The sequence below is a fragment of the Planktotalea arctica genome (genome assembly GCF_002105285.1).
Taxonomy (GTDB): Bacteria; Pseudomonadota; Alphaproteobacteria; order Rhodobacterales; family Rhodobacteraceae; genus Planktotalea; species Planktotalea arctica.
Map to the genome: position 1 here is coordinate 288274 of NZ_MUHR01000006.1, position 18373 is coordinate 306646.

General features: G+C 58.3%; 16 protein-coding genes and 1 tRNA gene. 9 read left to right on the top strand and 8 right to left on the bottom strand.

The annotated features are described in order from the left end of the window. Window positions 1-20: 20 nt before the first annotated feature. Window positions 21-1130 (bottom strand): pyridoxal phosphate-dependent aminotransferase, encoded by a 1110-nt coding sequence (locus B9P63_RS08690; RefSeq protein WP_085308153.1) that lies wholly within the window; start codon window positions 1128-1130, stop codon window positions 21-23. 96 nt (window positions 1131-1226) lie between these two features. Here B9P63_RS08690 and B9P63_RS08695 point away from each other — a divergent pair, with 96 nt between their 5' ends. Both B9P63_RS08695 and B9P63_RS08700 read left to right on the top strand, forming a co-directional pair. Beyond that, window positions 1227-1388 carry a Tat pathway signal protein gene (locus B9P63_RS08695; protein ID WP_085308154.1) on the top strand — a complete coding sequence of 54 codons (162 nt, stop codon included), beginning with the start codon at window positions 1227-1229 and terminating at the stop codon, window positions 1386-1388. 87 nt (window positions 1389-1475) lie between these two features. After that, entirely contained in the window at window positions 1476-2261 is a 786-nt protein-coding gene (locus B9P63_RS08700; protein ID WP_085308155.1) for a crotonase/enoyl-CoA hydratase family protein, read from the top strand. Window positions 2262-2322: 61 nt separating this feature from the next. Here B9P63_RS08700 and B9P63_RS08705 read toward each other — a convergent pair whose 3' ends face one another. Continuing rightward, a complete protein-coding gene (locus B9P63_RS08705; protein ID WP_085308156.1) occupies window positions 2323-5367 on the bottom strand; it encodes a valine--tRNA ligase in 3045 nt (1014 codons plus the stop codon). Between the two features lie 89 nt (window positions 5368-5456). Continuing rightward, window positions 5457-5897 carry an Lrp/AsnC family transcriptional regulator gene (locus B9P63_RS08710; protein WP_085308157.1) on the bottom strand — a complete coding sequence of 147 codons (441 nt, stop codon included), beginning with the start codon at window positions 5895-5897 and terminating at the stop codon, window positions 5457-5459. 107 nt (window positions 5898-6004) lie between these two features. On the opposite strand from B9P63_RS08710, the gene B9P63_RS08715 reads away from it, so the two are divergent. Genes B9P63_RS08715 through B9P63_RS08725 form a run of 3 tightly spaced genes read left to right on the top strand, consistent with a single transcriptional unit; the run spans window position 6005 to window position 10595 of the window. Beyond that, window positions 6005-7177, top strand: coding sequence for a type III PLP-dependent enzyme (locus B9P63_RS08715; protein ID WP_085308158.1), 1173 nt, complete (start codon window positions 6005-6007; stop codon window positions 7175-7177). Window positions 7178-7207: 30 nt separating this feature from the next. Beyond that, window positions 7208-9508, top strand: coding sequence for a xanthine dehydrogenase family protein molybdopterin-binding subunit (locus tag B9P63_RS08720; protein WP_085308159.1), 2301 nt, complete (start codon window positions 7208-7210; stop codon window positions 9506-9508). Beyond that, window positions 9495-10595, top strand: coding sequence for a DUF2235 domain-containing protein (locus B9P63_RS08725; protein WP_425439739.1), 1101 nt, complete (start codon window positions 9495-9497; stop codon window positions 10593-10595). The genes B9P63_RS08720 and B9P63_RS08725 overlap by 14 nt, the downstream gene beginning before the upstream one ends. Here B9P63_RS08725 and B9P63_RS08730 read toward each other — a convergent pair. Both B9P63_RS08730 and metF read right to left on the bottom strand, forming a co-directional pair. After that, the gene (locus B9P63_RS08730; protein WP_085308160.1) at window positions 10592-11074 is read right to left on the bottom strand and encodes a PaaI family thioesterase; all 483 of its coding nucleotides are present in this window, start codon (window positions 11072-11074) and stop codon (window positions 10592-10594) included. The two genes, B9P63_RS08725 and B9P63_RS08730, sit on opposite strands and share 4 nt — an antisense overlap. 58 nt (window positions 11075-11132) lie before the next feature. Then, window positions 11133-11999, bottom strand: a complete 867-nt coding sequence (gene metF / locus B9P63_RS08735; protein ID WP_085308336.1) for a methylenetetrahydrofolate reductase [NAD(P)H] — start codon at window positions 11997-11999, stop codon at window positions 11133-11135. Window positions 12000-12094: 95 nt separating this feature from the next. Between metF and B9P63_RS08740 the strand changes: the two genes are divergently transcribed. From B9P63_RS08740 to metG, 4 genes are all read left to right on the top strand, one after another. Beyond that, entirely contained in the window at window positions 12095-13000 is a 906-nt protein-coding gene (locus B9P63_RS08740; RefSeq protein ID WP_085308337.1) for a LysR family transcriptional regulator, read from the top strand. Window positions 13001-13072: 72 nt separating this feature from the next. Continuing rightward, entirely contained in the window at window positions 13073-13858 is a 786-nt protein-coding gene (locus B9P63_RS08745; RefSeq protein WP_085308161.1) for an inositol monophosphatase family protein, read from the top strand. A 174-nt stretch (window positions 13859-14032) separates the two neighbouring features. Further along, window positions 14033-15256, top strand: a complete 1224-nt coding sequence (locus B9P63_RS08750) for an MFS transporter (RefSeq protein WP_085308338.1) — start codon at window positions 14033-14035, stop codon at window positions 15254-15256. A 61-nt stretch (window positions 15257-15317) separates the two neighbouring features. Beyond that, complete coding sequence (gene metG, locus B9P63_RS08755) at window positions 15318-17036, top strand: methionine--tRNA ligase (RefSeq protein WP_085308162.1); 1719 nt, start codon at window positions 15318-15320, stop codon at window positions 17034-17036. Window positions 17037-17059: 23 nt separating this feature from the next. On the opposite strand, the gene B9P63_RS08760 is transcribed toward metG, so the two are convergent. The 3 genes from B9P63_RS08760 to B9P63_RS08770 form a co-directional block, all read right to left on the bottom strand. Continuing rightward, window positions 17060-17145 (bottom strand) — tRNA-Leu (locus B9P63_RS08760). A 55-nt stretch (window positions 17146-17200) separates the two neighbouring features. Continuing rightward, a complete protein-coding gene (locus tag B9P63_RS08765) occupies window positions 17201-17755 on the bottom strand; it encodes a tetratricopeptide repeat protein (protein ID WP_085308163.1) in 555 nt (184 codons plus the stop codon). Between the two features lie 69 nt (window positions 17756-17824). After that, a complete protein-coding gene (locus B9P63_RS08770; RefSeq protein WP_085308164.1) occupies window positions 17825-18298 on the bottom strand; it encodes an Lrp/AsnC ligand binding domain-containing protein in 474 nt (157 codons plus the stop codon). Window positions 18299-18373: the final 75 nt, after the last annotated feature.

Consider the following 18373-nt stretch of genomic DNA (forward strand, 5'->3'; position numbering starts at 1 on the left):
CGCGGCTAATCTGTGCTGCGTCAGGTGTTGCCCGCGCTTTGCAGCGCGACAGGCAGGGCGTTTGCGACAAGGTCCATTTCTGCCTCAGGTCCGCAGCTGATGCGAACGCAGCGATCTTGCGGCGCAGCGAAGGGCATGCGCACAAAGATGCCCTGCGCAATCAGGCTTGCGAGAACCGCGCGCGCGAAGGTACCATCCTTGCCGCAATCTACCGCGACGAAATTGGAGGCCGAGGGCAGGGCGCTTAGCCCGTTTTCCTGTGCAATTGCGGCTATGTGCTGTTTAGACCGCTCCACCTGCGCCTGAATGTTGCGCAGGCCGGCTTGATCCTTCAGCGCCGCCAGCGCGGCGATCTGGGCAAGGCGGTTCATGCCGAAATGATTGCGGATTTTTTCGAAGGCGCGGATCAGATCGGGTGCGCCCATGGCATAGCCCACGCGCATGCCTGCAAGGCCATAGCCCTTTGAAAACGTGCGCATGCGGATCACACCGGGGTGGTCTATGGGCAGCTCGGCAGCGGTGCTTTCGGGCGCGAGATCAACATAGGCTTCGTCCAGCACCAATAGGCAGCCCTCTGGCAGGTTTGCCGCCATCTGCTCGATCACGCGGCCCTCGTGCCAGGTCCCCATCGGGTTGTCGGGATTGGCAAGATAGATCAGCTTTGCGCCCGTTTCGTGCGCTTTTGCCAGCAGCGCATCGGGGTCCTCGTGATCATTCTTGTAGGGCACTTTTTGAAGCACACCGCCAAAACCGGCTACATGATAGTTGAACGTGGGATACGCCCCCTCGGAGGTGACGACGCAGTCGCCCTGCTCGATCACAAGCCGAGCGAGGTAGCCAAGCAAACCGTCAATACCTTCACCTACAACGATATTTTGCACGCCGATCCCATGATGGGCGGCAAGGGCTGTGCGCAGATCATAGCTTTCGGGTTCGCCGTACATCCACGCTTCATGTGCGTGGGCCTTGATTGTTTCAAGAACCAAGGGCGAAGGACCAAAGCCGTTTTCATTGGCCCCAAGGCGGGCTTTGAAGGGCGCGCCGCGGCTGCGTTCCTGCGCTTCGGGGCCGATGAAGGGCACGGCGGCAGGCAAAGTCTGGGCGAGGGCGGTATAGCGGGGATGTGTCATGGGCGAATGGGTAGAGCCTGCGCGAAAAGGGGGCAAGGTTGAAATCGCACGTGGCTGTGCCCACATGAGATTCACTCGCAACTGGAGGGATAAGCCATGAAGCTGACCCGTAGAGGATTTATCGCCAGCGCGATCGCCGCTGGTTCTGTACGCGCGTTGCCGCAGATTGCCGCCAAGACCGGTGGACGGCGCATTTTGACGTTGGTCTATGACAAATCACTGGGGATGATGCGGGCCGTGGATAAACTCGTGCCTTAGGCGTGGATTGCTTCTGTGCCCTGACGTTTCGCTTTTCTTTGCCAAGCTCCCGAGGGTAGCTATGGCGAAAATTACAGGAGCCAGCCCATGTCGCGCGTCACCACGACCATCACCGATCACGTCGCCCACGTCGAACTTTCGCGCGGCGATAAAATGAACGCGGTTGATCCTGATATGCTCACGAGCCTCATCACAGCGGGCGAAGCGCTGCGCGGCAACCTTGATGTGCGCGCTGTTGTGCTTTCGGGGCAAGGTGATGCGTTCTGTGCGGGCCTTGATGTGGCCAGTTTTGCAGCGCTTGCCAGCGGCGATCCCATGGACATCATGATGCCGCGCACCCATGGCCCATCCAATGATTACCAACACGTCAGCATGATCTGGCAACAGTTGGAAATGCCTGTAATTGCAGCGCTGCATGGCGTTTGTTTCGGCGCGGGTCTGCAAATCGCTTCTGGCGCGGATATTCGCATCGCAGCGCCCGATACGCGCATGTCGATCCTGGAAATGAAATGGGGCCTTGTGCCGGACATGGGCGGCATGGTGCTCTGGCCCGCGCTCATGCGCGCGGACGTGCTGCGCCGGTTGACCTATACAGGCGAGGAATTTACGGGAGCAGAGGCACAGACTTACGGCCTCGTCACAGAAATCACGGACACGCCGCTCGAACGCGCGCGGGAACTGGCAAGGCTCATCGCTAGCAAAAGCCCGTCCGCCATACGTGCAGGCAAAGCCCTCGTGACATATGCGCTTCAAAACGCGCCCGACGCGGCCTTGCTAGAGGAATCGCGCGCGCAGGCCACGCTGATCGGCAAGCCCGATCAGATGGAAGCGGTGATGGCAAATATCCAAAAACGCGCCCCCAAGTTCGGGTAGCGCGGTTTTTCGCAAAAAATCGAAGGCCCAGATTTTCTTGAAAATCTGGTGCCCTCATCCTTCATCCGATTTCAGCAAGCCGCGCGAGCGCCTCGTTCAGCTTGGCCTCTTCGTCCTCGCGCAGTCCCAGATTGGCGCGCGTCTCGGCAAGTACTTCGGCAGGGGCGCTTGCGGCGAACTTGGGGTTGTTCAAACGGCCGCGAAGGCCACCCAATTCCTTAGCCAGTTTGCCCAGTGTCTTCTCCAGCCGTGCCTTTTCCGCGTCCACATCAATCACGCCTTCCAGGGGCAGTCCGAACGTGCCGCCAGACACCGCCAAAGCAACAGTGCCTTTCGGTAGATCGTCCACATGGCTTAGACTTTCAATGCGCGCAAAGCGTTTGACCAACGCCTCGTTCTGGTCCCACGTGCTTTGTGTCGCCCCGTCCATCCCTTTGACAACCAATGGAATAAACGAGCCTGCGGGAATATTCATTTGCGCGCGCGCAGAGCGGATGCTCTCGATCATCGCAACGGTCCATGACAGGTCTGCGTCCGCCTGCGTATCCACCAGCTCCGCCGCCGTGTAGGTCGGCCAAGGGGCGTGAACGAGCATTGTGGGCCGTGCTTTGAGGCCCCAGATTTCTTCGGTCACAAATGGCATGATCGGGTGCAAGAGGATCAAACATTGATCCAGCGCCCATGCGAACGTGGCTTTTGTTTCCGCTGCTGCTGCCGCGTCGTTCCCGTCCAGAACAGGCTTGGTGAACTCCAAATATTGCGAGCAAAAGGTGTTCCACACAAAGCTATAAAGCGTGTTGGCCGCATCGTTGAAACGATAGGTTTCCAGCGCCGCGTCCACGGTCTCGCGGGTCTTGGCGATCTCGCCTTTGATCCATTTGTTCAGGGGCAGGGCGGTTTCAGGCACGCCGTCCGTATGTGGAACCTCGAACGTGCCTTTGAAATCTCCATATGTGCCTGCGTTCCAGAGTTTGGTGACGAAATTGCGATAGCCCTCGATGCGTTTGGTGTCGAGTTTGAGAACGCCGCCGAGCGAGGCCATCGACGCATTGGTGAAGCGCAGCGCATCCGCGCCATATTCGTCAATTATTTCAAGCGGATCCACCACATTGCCCGTGGATTTGGACATTTTCTTGCCCTTGGCATCGCGCACGAGGCCGTGGAGGTAAACCGTGTCGAACGGCACTTCATCCACGACGGCAAGCTGCATCATCATCATCCGCGCGACCCAGAAGAATAGGATGTCTTGGCCTGTAATCAGGGTTGAGGTCGGGAAGTATTTGCTCAGCTCATCCGTCTGCTCAGGCCAGCCGAGTGTGCCGATAGGCCAGAGGCCAGAGGAGAACCATGTGTCGAGAACGTCGGGGTCGCGGCGCAACGAAACGAACTGCAGTTTTCCTCCCGAGCGACCCGAGCCATATTGCATGGTGCCGCCATCCTGTGGATGATCCCTAATCTCGACATCGGCTCCATAATATTCACCAGCAATTTCTGAAACTTGATCAAATGAGGAGCCACAGAACGCCATTGGTTCGAAAATAGGTTTCTCAGATGAAGAAGAGTTTAATTCATTTAGGCTAGGCCCATACCAAACCGGCACCTGATGCCCCCACCAAAGCTGACGGGAAATGCACCAAGGCTCGATATTCTCCAACCAGTGGAAATACACCTTCTTATCACTCTCGGGCATGATCTTCGTCGCGCCAGAGCGCACAGCTTCCAGAGCAGGCTCAACAATCTTGGAGGTCTCAACAAACCATTGATCGGTCAGCATCGGCTCGATCACCACCTTAGAGCGATCGCCAAACGGCTGCATGATCGGCTTAGCTTCCACATAGGGAACCGTTTCGGTCACATCGCTCTCAACGCCGTCTTCATCCTTCACGGTGCGCGTGACGTCGACCATCACAGCAAGACCCTCGGCAGAAATATCCGCGACAACCTTTTTGCGCGCCTCGAACCGATCCATGCCGCGGTATTCATCGGGAACAAGGTTCATCGCGGCGATCATCGCCTCGTCGAACTCTTGCGCGCCATTGGCAATCGCTTGGGCAATCGCAGCTTCCTCGGCATATGGCTTGCCGTCGCTGCGCATCGCGGCCTTGGTGTCCATGAGGTTATACATGGGAATGCCGCCCCGCTTGGCGACTTGGTAGTCGTTGAAATCATGCGCACCAGTGATTTTCACCGCACCTGATCCAAAATCCTTGTCAGGGTATTCGTCCGTGATGATCGGGATCAAGCGGCGATGCTCTTTCGGACCCACCGGAATCTCGCACAGCATCCCGACAATCGGGGCGTACCGCTCGTCCGAGGGATGCACCGCAACCGCGCCGTCGCCCAGCATCGTCTCGGGCCGCGTGGTCGCTATGGAAATGTAATCACGCGTCTCACGCAGCGTGACGTTCCCGTCTTCATCTTGCTCAATAAACTCATATGTCGCACCATTCGCCAAAGGGTACTTAAAGTGCCACATGTGCCCTGCAACCTCGATATTCTCGACCTCAAGATCGGAAATCGCAGTCTCGAAATGCGGATCCCAGTTCACCAAACGCTTGCCGCGATAGATCAGGCCCTTGTTGTACATCTCGACGAAGACTTTGATCACTGCATCATGGAAATTGCCTTCCTCGCCTTCGGGCGCACCTGGGGCACCAGACATGGTGAAGGCTTCGCGATCCCAATCGCAACTCGCGCCAAGACGCTTGAGTTGGTTTATAATCGTGCCGCCGCTCTCGGCCTTCCACTCCCAGACCTTCTCTAGAAACTTCTCACGACCCATCTCGACGCGGCTTGGCTGGCCTGTTTCGGCCAGCTTGCGCTCCACAACCATTTGCGTGGCGATGCCTGCGTGATCGGTGCCGGGCTGCCAGAGCGTGTCGAATCCCTGCATGCGCTTCCAGCGGATCAGAATATCCTGCAGCGTGTTGTTGAACGCATGGCCGATGTGGAGCACACCTGTGACATTCGGGGGCGGGATCATGATGCAAAAGGTGGAGGCCTCCGGCTTGGCATTCGCGCCCGCCTTGAAACAGCCCGCCTTTTCCCAAGCGTCATACAGACGGGTTTCAGCACTGCTCGCGTCGAAGTTCTTTTCCATGGCCATGGGATCGGCCCCCTTGCATCAAATTCTTGAGTTGCCGCTCTGATATCGAATGCGCGTGGCAAGGGGAAGGGCCGCGCACCAATCCTGCGTTAAAGCGGAGCGCGCTCGATCTTGGTGCTGAGATGAATCAGGCTTTCCGAGCTGAGCACGCCGCGCGTCGCACCGATTTCGTCCAGCGCAGCGTCTAGCGTTTCGGTGTCCTTCGCTGCGATCTGCACGATCATATCGAAGCGGCCTGAGACGGTGTGCACGCGCTCCACCTGTGACAAGCGTTTTAGCAAAGCAAGCACGTTAGGCCCGCTGCGCGGCTCGATGGAGACGAGCGCCGTTGCGCGGATCAGCGCTTGGGATTGCGCCCCCTCGCGCAGGGTATATCCTTTGATCGCTCCACTACGTTCCAAACGTTCAAGGCGCGCCTGCACTGTGGTGCGCGCGATCCCGAGTTCGCTGGCGAGCGAGGAGACGGGCCTGCGCGCATTGCTGCGCAGCAGGGACAGAAGGCGGGTGTCGGTATCGTCAAATTGTTGCATAGTTTCGTCGTATTGCCCTAAGTTTACCCGATTATGCCCAAATTGCCGTAAGATATCGAGCGTTTTCTAGGTCAGCCTAGGATGAACGACAATAACAGGTTTGCCCGATGATCCATGCCCGCATTCGCCAAGACACAGGCTTCGTGCTTGAAAACTACCTTGCGATCGAAGCGCCCGATGTGCCGTTCTACGTGTTCTCGCAAAGTGCGTTGCAGCAAACGGCCAAGCGGTTTCAGGCGGGGTTCAACGGGCTGGTGACCTACGCGGTCAAGGCCAATGACAGCGACGCGGTGCTGCGCGGCTTGATCGAGGCGGGGCTGCATACGTTCGATGTAGCTTCCGTGCCTGAAATGCACCGCGTACGGGCCTGCGCGCCAGCGGCAATTTTGCACTACAACAATCCCGTGCGCTCGCACGATGAGGTGGCGGCGGCCAAGGCGCTCGGCGTGCGCTCGTTCTCGGTGGATTGCCTTGATAGCCTGTATCGACTGGGGGCATTGGACGCGGACACAGAGATTTCGGTGCGCCTGCATTTGCCCATCAAGGGAGCAACCTATGATTTCGGTGCCAAGTTTGGCGCGTGCCCGCAAGATGCTGAAGATTTACTGCGCGTGGTCGCGGCGCGGGGCTTGCGTACATCCATGACCTTTCACCCGGGAACGCAATGCGAAGATCCTTCGGCTTGGGCGGGATATGTCACAGAATGTGCGCAGATAGCCAAGCGCGCGGGCGTGACCCTCGCGCGCTTGAACGTCGGGGGCGGTTTCCCGATCCAGCGCGCGAGCTGCGCCCCTGATCTGGAGCAGGTGTTCGACGCGGTCCATGACGCCGCCGCAGAGGCCTTTGGCGAGGATGCACCAGCGTTGGTCTGCGAGCCGGGCCGCGCCATGGTGGCACAGGCTTATACACTGGCGCTGCGCGTGAAATGGCGGCGCAGCACGGACGGCGCGCTCTTCCTCAATGATGGTGTTTACGGCGCATTGGCGGAAGCGCGCGATATCGGGCTAGGCACGCGCCTGCGATGGATCGGCAGCGATGGCAAAGTCAAAGCAGGCCCGACCTCCCGCGCCATTATTTTTGGCCCCACCTGCGATTCGCTGGACCGTATTCCCGAAGAGGTGGCGGTGCCGAACACCGTCACCGACGGCGATTATCTGATCCTTGACGGGGCAGGCGCTTACTCGCTCTCGCTCACCACGCAGTTCAACGGGTACGGCACCACCCGCGTGCTCGAAAGCGGCGCGATGCAGGCCTCTGGACACTGGCCGCGCGCAGGCTAAGTTGACCCCTTCAATAAGGGGCGCCTCAGCATGGAAAAATTTGGAAAAAGTCAGCCGGTAAAGCGGACCGAGGATATGCGGTTTCTGACCGGCGCGGGGCGTTATGTCGATGATATCGCGCCCAAAGATGCGCTGTTCGGCTATGTATTTCGCTCACCCGTCGCCCATGGCGTCATTGACGGGCTGAATGTCGATGACGCGCGCGCCGCTGAGGGCGTTCAAATGGTTGTCACAGCGCGTGATCTTGAAGCGCTGGGCGTTACGCTCAAAATGCAGGCGAGCGTGCTGAAAAATCGTGATGGCAGCCGCGCCGCTGCGCCCATGCGCCCTCTGCTGGCCAAGGATCACGTGCGCTTTGTTGGCGAACCGGTCGCGATGATTTTCGCCGACACTTATCTTCAGGCCAAAGACGCCGCCGAGTTGATCGAGTTTGACTACACCGACCTGCCTGCGCATCTTGGCCTGTCCTTTGGCGGCGAGGCCTTGCACGAAGCGGCCCCGGAGAACCGCGCCTTTGACTGGGACCTTGGGGATGAGGACGCCTTCGAGAGCGCGATCGCCAGCGCGGCGCACCGCATTTCCTGCGAGATCGAGGACAACCGGATCATCGTCAACTCGATGGAGCCGCGCGGTTGCTATGCTGAAATCGAGGACGGCCGCGTGCATGTCGCGATCAACGGGCAGGGGGTCTGGGCACCAAAAGCGCAGCTTGCCAAGCATCTGAATGTCGACCCTGAAGATATCCGCGTCACAAACCCCGACACGGGCGGCGGTTTCGGGATGAAGGCGATGATGTATCCTGAATATGCCATCTGCGCCGCTGCTGCACGCGCGCTGGATAAGCCGGTGCGCTGGATGTCGGAGCGCACCGAGGCGATGCTATCGGATAATGCGGGCCGCGATCTGTGCAGCCGCGTCGAAATGGGGTTTGACGCAGATCACAAGTTGGTGGCCTACAAGGTCCACTCTATCGCAAATATGGGTGCGTATAACTCGCAATTCGCGCAGCCGATCCAGACCGATCTGTTCTCTAAGGTTCTGACGGGCTGTTATGACGTGCAAGCAGTCTATCTGCACGTGGAGGGCGTGTTCACCAACACCACGCAGGTCGATGCGTATCGCGGCGCGGGCCGCCCAGAAGCAATCTATGTGCTGGAACGCTCGATGGATTACGCAGCGCGCGCGCTGGGTGTTGACCCATGGGCGCTGCGCCGCCGTAACTTTATTGCGCCGGAGGCCTTTCCCTACACCACTGCCGCTGATGTGACCTATGACATCGGAGAGTTCGATCGTGTGCTCGGCGTTGCACAAACCCGCGCCGATCATGCGGGCTACGAGAACCGGCGCAACGCGAGCGCTGCAAACGGTATGCTGCGCGGAATGGGGCTTTGTTACTATATCGAAAGCATTTTGGGTGATCCTTCGGAAACCGCCAAAGTTGTGTTTTTCGAAAGCGAGGACCGTGTGAGCATATATGTCGGCACTCAAAGTAACGGGCAGGGCCATGAAACGGTCTATGCGCAGTTCCTGTCGGATCAATCCGGCATCGCTTTGAATAAAATTGATGTCATTCAGGGTGACAGTGATCGCATCCCCACGGGAGGTGGCACGGGTGGTTCGCGCTCTGTAACGGTGCAGAACACTGCAACGCTTGCTACGGTCGAAGCGATGATCGCCCAATTTACGCCATTCTTAGCGGATAAGATGGGCGTGAGTGAGGAGAGTGTCATGTTTGATGACGAGGCCTTTAGAGCAGATGGTTCTAACGAGAGCTACACGATGGTAGAAGTGGCAGAGCTTGCACGCGCTGAGGGGCGCACGGATCTGCTGTCCCATGAAGCGCGCATCACGCTGGACGCACGATCCTTCCCCAATGGCGCCCATGTGGCTGAAGTAGAGATTGACCCCGCCACGGGCGTAACAGTGGTTGATCGCTACACAGTCGTTGATGACTTTGGCAACCTTATCAATCCTATGCTAGTCGCGGGGCAGGTCCATGGCGGCGTTGCTCAGGGCCTTGGCCAAGCGCTGACTGAGCGGGTTGTTTATGACGAGGATGGCCAGCTGCTCACGGCAAGTTTTATGGACTACGCGATGCCGCGCGCCGATGATCTGCCGATGATTTCCTTTGCAACAGAAGCGGTGCCGACCAAAACCAACCCCATGGGGATGAAAGGCTGCGGCGAAGCGGGTACAGTCGGTGCGCTTGCCGCGATTGCCAATGCTGTGCAGGACGCGGTTGCGCCCCTTGGTATCGAAACAGTCGATATGCCCTTCACGCCGCATCGTATGTGGCAAATGTTAAAGGCGGGTAAACTTGCGTCTGAGTAAGCGCATATCCCTTTGGCTTTCGGGCGCACTGCGCCGTCGCCGTCAAAGTCCGCGCTCAACTGCGCGCGCGGCGCAGACCCATGTGGTGATTCTTGATGGCACCATGTCCTCGCTGGACGAGGGGCAGGAAACCAACGCGGGGCGCACCTATAAGCTGCTTAGCGAAGCCTCGCCCGATCTGTCGCTTTATTATGAGGCGGGTGTACAATGGCGCGGCTTGCGCTCTGCGCCTGATGTGATGATGGGGCGAGGGATCAATCGCCAGATCCGCCGTGCATACGGATTTCTCGCCTCGCGCTATCGCCCGGGCGATCGTATTTTTCTGCTAGGCTATTCGCGCGGTGCCTTTGCCGCGCGCTCGCTAGCAGGGGTGATCGACCGTGTTGGCCTATTGAAATCCGAACATTCCGAAGAACGTAATATCCGTACAATTTACCGCATTTACGAAAGCTGGCATGATGATGCTGGCCTAACCCACTTTGCGCAGGAACACTGCCACGACGAGGCCCCGATCGAAATGGTCGGTGTTTGGGATACGGTTAAGGCGCTGGGCAATGGGCTGCCTGTCCTGTGGCGCTGGAGCGCGCCGAAGCACGATTTTCATAACCATGATCTTGGCCGCTCGATCCGCCATGGCTTTCATGCGCTGGCGCGCGACGAGACGCGCAACACTTATTCTCCTGTGCTCTGGACCTGCCCTGAAGATTGGCAGGGACGTATTGAACAGGTCTGGTTCCCCGGCACGCACGGCGATGTCGGCGGGCAACTCGGTGGGTTCGAGGCTGCGCGCCCGCTGGCCAATATCCCGCTGGTCTGGATGCTGGAGCGGATGGAGAGCTGCGGGCTGCATCTGCCTGACAACTGGCGTGTGCGCTATGAGCAAAACCCGCGTGCGGCATCGGTCAGCACATGGCGTGGTTTTGGCAAATTGTTCCTGATCCGTCGCCGCCGCGATATCGCTTGCGGCACTTGCGAGCGGCTGCACCACTCTGTTCACGCGCGTGAGCAACGCCAGCCGCCATCGCCGCCGCGTGCAGGCATTGCCGCGCGTCTGAAGCAACGACTAAGCAAAGCGCGCAGCGCTTAATCCTTCGGGGTCATGATAATGCAAGTGGTGGAGCCTGTGGCGTAGAGCTTGCCATCTTCAACGCCTCTGATCTCGCCATGTGCAATCCCCGTTGAGCGCCCTGTGTGATCTGTCATGCCAATCGCATCAATCTCTTGGCCCAAAGGGATCGGCCGCAAGATATTTATCTTGTATTCTAGGGTGGTATAGACGCTGCCCTTGGGAACTTTGGTCATCACCGCGCAGGCCATGGCACTATCGAGAAGCGTTCCGTACCAGCCGCCATGCACCGTGCCCATGGGGTTGCAATGATCAAACAATGGCGCGCCGCGAAACACGGTGCGCCCTTCCTCAACCGCATTTAGCTTGTAATTAAGCGTTTTCCCGATGGGAGGGGCGGGGTGACGCCCCTCCAAAATCCCTTGCATGAAGTCCAGACCGGACAGGCCAAGCACGTCAGCAAGGGACAAAAGATCGTCAGGGCTTTGGGCATAAAACATGGGCGGCTCTCCTCTTGTCGCTTAGGCTAGAAGGAGCAGTCTTTGCCTGCAATCGCAGTTACGCGACGTTTTGCAATTCCAGCTTGGGCGTCACGCCTAGCGCATGGCACACATCGCGCGTCAGCTCGGGGCGGTTGAGCGTGTAGAAATGCAGAGCTGGGGCACCGCCGTCCATCAATTCGGAGCACAGCTCTGTGCAGATTGCTGTTGCAAGCAGATCACTGCGTCCGTCACGTTCGGCTTTGTCAAAGGCGTCTTCCATCCAGGCTGGAACTTTCGTTCCGCAGCGCTTGGCAAAGTTACGTGTTCCTTTCCAGCTTTCAATCGGCAGGATACCCGGAATAATCGGTGCCGTGATACCAGCCGCTGCGCAGTCGTCGCGAAAGCGGAAAAATGTGTCCGCTTCAAAGAAAAACTGCGTAATCGCCTCGGATGCACCCGCATCTAACTTGGCCTTGAGCCAGTCGATATCTGCGCGCGCACTCGCCGCTTCGGGGTGGCGATCAGGATAAGCACCAACGCGAATTTTGAAATCGCCCGTAGCCGCAAGTGCTTCAATCAACTCGAGCGAGTTGGCAAAACCGCCCGCCATAGCGGTGAACCTGTCTTGACCTTTGGGCGCATCGCCGCGCAAAGCCACGATTTCACGCACGCCAGCTTCGGCGAAATCGCGTGCGATGGCCAGTGTTTCCTCTCGCGTTGCGTTGACGCAGGTCAGATGCGCGGCCACATTGAGGCCGCTTGATTTATGCAAAGTCGCCACCGCATCGCGGGTCAGATCGCGCGTGGTGCCGCCCGCGCCGTATGTGACGGAGACAAAGGAGGGATCGAGCGGCGCCAGCGTCTGCACCGTGTCCCAAAGCCGAAATGACGCCTCCAGGTTTTGCGGAGGGAAGAACTCGAAAGAAACTGTCGGCGCGTTCATGATTGTGGCTTTCTTTATGAATTTCATTCTTGTCGCATCTGCGCGGCTGTGAGACAACTTCATAACATTCAACACCATTATGAGGATCATTGATTTTGCATATCGAGTTCCGCCACCTGCGCACGATCAAAGCGATTCACGACAATGGTGGGCTGGCCAAGGCCGCCGAGCAACTACACATCACCCAAAGCGCGCTTAGTCATCAGATCAAAGGACTTGAAGATCAAGCCGGGGTCGAATTGTTCGTGCGCCGCTCCAAGCCGATGAAACTCTCGCCAGCGGGGTTTCGCCTGTTGCGGCTGGCTGAGAAGATTTTGCCGGAGATCGAAGCGCTACAGGACGAGTTCACCGGGCTGCGCTCGGGCAGTTCGGGGCGGCTTCACATCGCGATCGAATGCCACGCCTGTTTCGAGTGGCTGTTTCCTGTGCTGGAGGGGTTTCGCAAACTCTGGCCCGACGTTGATGTGGACATACGCCCCGGCCTTGCCTTCGATGCGCTGCCCGCGCTGCAAAAGGAAGAAGTTGATCTGGTTGTCAGCTCTGACCCCGAGACAATGAAGGGCGTGCAGTTCACTCATCTATTTGATTATGCGCCGGTTTTCGTCGCCTCCGCGCAGCACCCCCTTGCCACGAAACCCTTTATAGACGCGGTAGATTTCAGAGGGCAGACGCTTATTACATACCCTGTCGATCGCGCGCGGCTTGATATTTTCAGCCAGCTTTTGACCCCCGCCAAGGTCGAGCCGGCCAGTATTCGTCAAGTGGAATTGACCGCTGTCATTCTGCTGCTCGTCGCATCCAATCGCGGCATTTCGGTGCTGCCTGACTGGGTCGTGCGCGAGGTCAAATATTCCTCAGACTACGTCACGCGCCCCCTGACCGAAGATGGCCTCACCCGTCAGCTTTTTGCTGCTACTCGGGTCGAGGATATTACCAAGCCCTATATGATTGACCTGATCCGCCTCGCAAAGATCGAGAGCGCGAGATTGCAAAACGCTTAAGCGCTTGGCAAATGGCGCGCCCCTGCCTATACCGCGCGCCTGACCCATCTAAATTTCAAGGACCGGAACGCCATGCAAGGCAGCGCAAATCTAAACGTGATGATCAAAGCGGCGCGCAAGGCCGGACGTAGCCTTGCCAAGGACTTTCGCGAAGTGGAAAACCTCCAAGTCTCGCGCAAAGGCGCTGGAGACTTCGTCAGCAAAGCGGACCTTTCGGCAGAGAAGATCATCAAGGACGAGTTGATGGAGGCACGCCCCACCTACGGCTGGCTTGCCGAAGAGGGCGGAGAGGATGAGGGCGCAGACCCCACGCGCCGCTGGATCGTCGATCCGCTTGATGGTACCACGAATTTTCTTCACGGTTTGCCGCATTGGGCCGTCTCGATTGCGTTGGAGCACAAAGGCCAGATCGTCGCGGGCGTAATCTATGATCCGTCCAAGGACGAATTGTTTGCCGCCGAAAAAGGCGCAGGCGCATTCATGAACGAGCAGCGTTTGCGCGTGTCTTCGCGCCACTCCATGATCGAGAGCATTTTTGCGACCGGTATCCCGTTTGGTGGTCGGGCAGATCTGCCTTTGACCATTAAGGACATTGCAAAACTCGCGCCTGCGGTTGCGGGCGTGCGCCGTTTTGGTTCTGCTGCGCTTGACTTGGCTTATGTCGCGGCTGGCCGCTACGAGGGTTATTGGGAACGCAAGCTCAATTCCTGGGACATGGCGGCGGGCATCGTGATCGTGCGCGAAGCGGGGGGGTTTATTGAACCTTTGAACCCCAAGGGCGATATTATGGCGGACGGCGAATTGATCTGTTCCAATGAGGCGATTTTCGGCACCTTTTCCAAAGTTATCCGTAGCTGAATTGTCTCGGATCGCTAAAGCGATCCGATCAATGCGAGAGACGCTGTCTCTCGCGCTCTCTGAGGTATTTTTAGACCGAAGAAGGGCAGGGTGGATTTTTCGGGTGTAAACCTGCCATTTGGCGCCGCATTCGCAATAGTGTTCCTGCAGGCGCGCGTTAGGGTGGTCTGTATTATGCGGATGCTTATCTCCTTTGCGGCCTTGTTTTTGTCAGTGGCATTGTTGCAGCTTTCTTCGGGCGGGGTCGGTCCGCTTGATGCGCTCTCGGGCATTGCGCTGGGGTTTACCACATCGCAGATAGGCCTGCTTGGTTCGGCGCATTTTTTTGGCTTTTTCATAGGGTGTTGGTGGGCGCCGCGCCTGATGGGCAGCGTTGGGCATAGCCGTGCGTTCGCCGCGTTCACCTCTGCCGGGGCCATCGGGCTTTTGTCACATATGTTGGTTGTGGATCCCTATGCCTGGGCGGTGATGCGCATTGCATCGGGTCTGTGCGTGGCGGGCTGTTACACGGTGATCGAGGCGTGGTTGCAGGCCAAAGTCACCAACGAGACGCGCGGGCGCACCATGGGCGTTTACCGCGTCGCGGACATGGGTGCGTCGCTTGTGGCGCAGCTGATGATCGGTGTATTAGAGCCTGCGTCCTATGTGTCGTACAACTTGCTTGCGCTTTTGTGCTGTGCAGCGCTTTTGCCGCTGACGTTGACGACGGTGAGCCAGCCCGTGACGCCGAGCGCACCGCGTTTGAGGCCCATGTTGGCGGTCACGCGCTCGCCGCTGGCGGCGGCGGGGGTGATCGTGGCAGCGCTCTCAAGCGCATCGTTCCGGATGGTCGGCCCAATCTACGGCCAGGAGGTCGGGCTGCGCACTGATCAGATTGCCTATTTTCTGGCCGCTTTCGTCTTTGGTGGGGCTTTGGCGCAATATCCCATCGGATGGCTTGCAGATAAATATGACCGCCGCTGGGTGCTCATTTGGCTCTCGGCGGCTGCTGTTCTAAGCTGCGCCGCGACCGCGTTCATCGGGGCGGGCGGCACGGCGATGATTATGGGGGGAGCGGTGTTTTTCGGTTTGACGACTTTCCCGATCTATTCGGTTGCAGCGGCCCACGCGCATGACTTTGCCTCGGATGACGAGCGGGTCGAATTGTCGGCGGCGCTGATGTTTTTCTTTGCGCTCGGCGCGATCGCATCTCCGCTGTTGTCGTCCAATCTGATCAACTGGTACGGACCGTCTGCGTTGTTTGCAATGATTGCTGTCGGGCATATCGCGCTGGTGATCTTCGGATTGATCCGGATGGGAATGCGCTCCACGGTCAAGGATCGAACGCGCTATGTCTATGCGCCGCGCACCTCATTCCTGATCGGGCGGTTGGTGGGTAAGTCGCGCAAGCGGGATTGAGGTCTGGCAGAGCACGCGAGGCGCTGCTACATAAAAGCCTGCACAGACTAAAAGGCGCGTCATGGCTCGGCATCTCATCACATCGGCAATTCCCTATATCAACGGTATCAAGCACCTCGGCAATCTTGTTGGCAGCCAATTGCCTGCGGATCTGTTCGCCCGTTTCCAGCGTGCGCGCGGCAATGAGGTGTTGTTCCTGTGCGCCACGGATGAACACGGCACGCCTGCGGAACTGGCCGCGGCCAAAGCGGGCAAACCTGTCGATGAATACTGCGCAGAGATGTGGGGAATACAGGCCGAGATCGCCAAGGGGTTTCGCCTGTCGTTCGATCATTTCGGGCGATCCAGCTCGGAGCAGAACCGCAAGCTGACGCAGCATTTTGCCGGGCGCCTTGCCGCCGAAGGCTTGATCGAGGAAGTCACTGAAAATCAGGTCTATTCCAATGGCGACGGGCGTTTCTTGCCAGACCGCTATATCGAAGGAACTTGCCCCAATTGCGGGTTCGAGAGCGCGCGCGGCGATCAATGCGACAATTGTACCAAGCAGCTTGATCCGATTGATCTGATTGATGCGCGCTCGACCATTTCAGGCTCGACCGATTTGGAGCGGCGTGAGACCAAGCATCTGCATCTGCGACAAAGTCTGATGAAAGACCAGCTAAATGATTGGATCGAGAGCAAGCACGATTGGCCGATCCTTACCACGTCGATTGCGAAAAAATGGCTGCATGACGGTGATGGCTTGCAAGATCGTGGCATTACACGCGATCTGAGCTGGGGCGTGCCTGTGAAAAAGGGCGACGCGGACTGGCCCGGCATGGAGGGCAAAGTCTTTTACGTCTGGTTTGATGCGCCGATCGAATATATCGCCTGCGCCAATGAATGGACCGATGCCAAGGGTCTCTCTGACGCCGATTGGCAGCGCTGGTGGCGCACCGATATGGGCGCACAGGATGTGCGTTACACGCAGTTTATGGGCAAGGATAACGTGCCGTTTCATACACTTAGCTTTCCAGTGACGATCCTTGGCTCGGGCGAGCCTTGGAAGCTGGTGGATTACATCAAATCCTTTAACTACCTGAATTATGATGGCGGTCAGTTCTCGACGTCGCGCGGACGCGGGGTGTTCATGGATCAGGCGCTGGAAATTTTGCCAAGTGATTATTGGCGTTGGTGGCTACTGAGCCATGCGCCAGAGAGCAGCGATAGCGAATTTACTTGGGAGAATTTCCAAAGCTCGGTGAATAAGGATCTTGCGGATGTTCTGGGTAACTTCGTCAGCCGCGTCACCAAGTTCTGCCGCTCCAAATTTGGCGAAGTGGTCCCCGATGGCGGCACATGGGGCGCGCCAGAGCAGGCGTTGATCGCAGAGCTTACCACCCGTATTCGCGCCTACGAGGGACACATGGAAGCGATGGAGGTGCGCAAGTCCGCCTCCGAATTGCGCGCGATCTGGGCTGCTGGCAACGAGTATCTGCAAGAGGCGGCACCGTGGTCCAGCTTCAAAACTGATCCCGATCAGGCGGCGGCGCAAATCCGCATGGCACTGAACCTGATCCGCCTCTACGCTGTCCTGTCCGAACCGTTTATCCCCGATGCCTCTGCGGCCTTGATGACGGCAATGCAAACCGATGATGACACTTGGCCCGATGATGTCGCAGCCGCCCTTGGCGCATTGCCGGCTGGGCTTGGTTTTACCGTGCCGGAAGTGACATTCCGCAAAATCACCGACGACGAGCGCGAAGACTGGCAAACACGGTTTGCGGGCGTGCGCGATTGATGCGCTCATCTGTGTTAAATCACTGGTACCCGCGGCCGGACTCGAACCGGCACGGCATTCCTGCCTAGGGATTTTAAGTCCCCTATGTCTACCATTCCATCACGCGGGCCAGTGATGCGCAAAATAGGCAGATCGTTCAGGGTGTAAAGCCCTCAAACGCACCCTTAGAGATCGGTTTCGGTGGCGGGCGCGTCGCCGGTCAGAAACCGGCGCTCTTTGAGCCAGGGGTTCAGTGCCAATGCTTCGCGAAGCACTGTCTGCGCCTCGTCATCGCGCTTTAGCCCCATCAGCGTCAGCGCCTTTCCGGATATGGCGGCGATATGGGTCGGGGAGAGCGTGATCGCGCGCTCTAGATCGGTCAGCGCTGGGGCATAGTCCTGCTGGATAAAGCGGATGAAGGCGCGCTGGTTGTAGCCCTCTGCATAATCGGGGCAATAGGCGACAAGCAACTCGAAGGCCTTCAGCGCGCCATTGAAATCATGGCCTGCGCGCCGCGCCAACCCGTCATCGAGCATGCGTTGTGCCTCTGCGTCGGGGGCGTCGTCCCAAAGGTCCCACATCTTGTTGGAAATGATCTGCGCCGCGCGTGCGTCCGGTGCGATCTTGATCGCGGTGATCAGATCGCTCATCCGCTCGGAGTGATCTTGAGGCGGTGGGCACTGGGCCTGCACGAGCGGCGCGGCGCCGCAGAGCAGACAGGCAAGGATCAAGTGTTTCATAGCTGTGAGGATGGCGCTTTGCCGCGCTCTGTCAAGTCACTGCCAACCCAACATCGCCACCGCCACCCGCTAGAACGCGCCCGTGCCTTCCTCTTTCACCGCCTGCATTGCCACATATGTCGAGGTGTTGGCGACATGGGGCAGGGTGGAGAGTTTCTCTGCGAGCACCTTTCGATAGCCGCTCATATCATGCACACGCACCTTGAGCAGATAGTCGTAATTGCCTGCGATCAGATGGGCCTGCTCGATCTCGGCAATGGCGCGCACGGCCTTGTTGAACGCGGTCAGCGCCGCTTCGCGCGTGTCGGACAGGCGCACTTCGACAAAGGCCACATGCTCGCGCCCGAGTTGAATCGGGTCCAGCATCGCGCGGTAACCCTTGATGATTCCTTGCTCTTCCAGGCGCTTCAGCCGCGTTTGCGTTGGTGATTTGGACAAGCCGATGCGTGTGGCCAGTTCTGTGACGCTGATGCGCCCCTCAATTGCGACCACGCCAAGAATCTTGCGATCAAAGCTGTCCAAGTCCATGCGGTTCGTTTGCATTGCTTAATCCCCCCTTTTCGGGAAGATGTTCTTGCTCAAAACTAAAAGTCAAGAAAAATGAAAGGAAAGCCTGAT

Excerpts from the sequence above, each read along its gene's own strand:
- B9P63_RS08690 (WP_085308153.1), bottom strand. The coding sequence starts at position 1,130 with ATGACACATCCCCGCTATACCGCCCTCGCCCAGACTTTGCCTGCCGCC.
- B9P63_RS08695 (WP_085308154.1), top strand. The coding sequence starts at position 1,227 with ATGAAGCTGACCCGTAGAGGATTTATCGCCAGCGCGATCGCCGCTGGT.
- B9P63_RS08700 (WP_085308155.1), top strand. The coding sequence starts at position 1,476 with ATGTCGCGCGTCACCACGACCATCACCGATCACGTCGCCCACGTCGAA.
- B9P63_RS08705 (WP_085308156.1), bottom strand. The coding sequence starts at position 5,367 with ATGGCCATGGAAAAGAACTTCGACGCGAGCAGTGCTGAAACCCGTCTG.
- B9P63_RS08710 (WP_085308157.1), bottom strand. The coding sequence starts at position 5,897 with ATGCAACAATTTGACGATACCGACACCCGCCTTCTGTCCCTGCTGCGC.
- B9P63_RS08715 (WP_085308158.1), top strand. The coding sequence starts at position 6,005 with ATGATCCATGCCCGCATTCGCCAAGACACAGGCTTCGTGCTTGAAAAC.
- B9P63_RS08720 (WP_085308159.1), top strand. The coding sequence starts at position 7,208 with ATGGAAAAATTTGGAAAAAGTCAGCCGGTAAAGCGGACCGAGGATATG.
- B9P63_RS08730 (WP_085308160.1), bottom strand. The coding sequence starts at position 11,074 with ATGTTTTATGCCCAAAGCCCTGACGATCTTTTGTCCCTTGCTGACGTG.
- metF (WP_085308336.1), bottom strand. The coding sequence starts at position 11,999 with ATGAACGCGCCGACAGTTTCTTTCGAGTTCTTCCCTCCGCAAAACCTG.
- B9P63_RS08745 (WP_085308161.1), top strand. The coding sequence starts at position 13,073 with ATGCAAGGCAGCGCAAATCTAAACGTGATGATCAAAGCGGCGCGCAAG.
- B9P63_RS08750 (WP_085308338.1), top strand. The coding sequence starts at position 14,033 with ATGCGGATGCTTATCTCCTTTGCGGCCTTGTTTTTGTCAGTGGCATTG.
- metG (WP_085308162.1), top strand. The coding sequence starts at position 15,318 with ATGGCTCGGCATCTCATCACATCGGCAATTCCCTATATCAACGGTATC.
- B9P63_RS08765 (WP_085308163.1), bottom strand. The coding sequence starts at position 17,755 with ATGAAACACTTGATCCTTGCCTGTCTGCTCTGCGGCGCCGCGCCGCTC.
- B9P63_RS08770 (WP_085308164.1), bottom strand. The coding sequence starts at position 18,298 with ATGCAAACGAACCGCATGGACTTGGACAGCTTTGATCGCAAGATTCTT.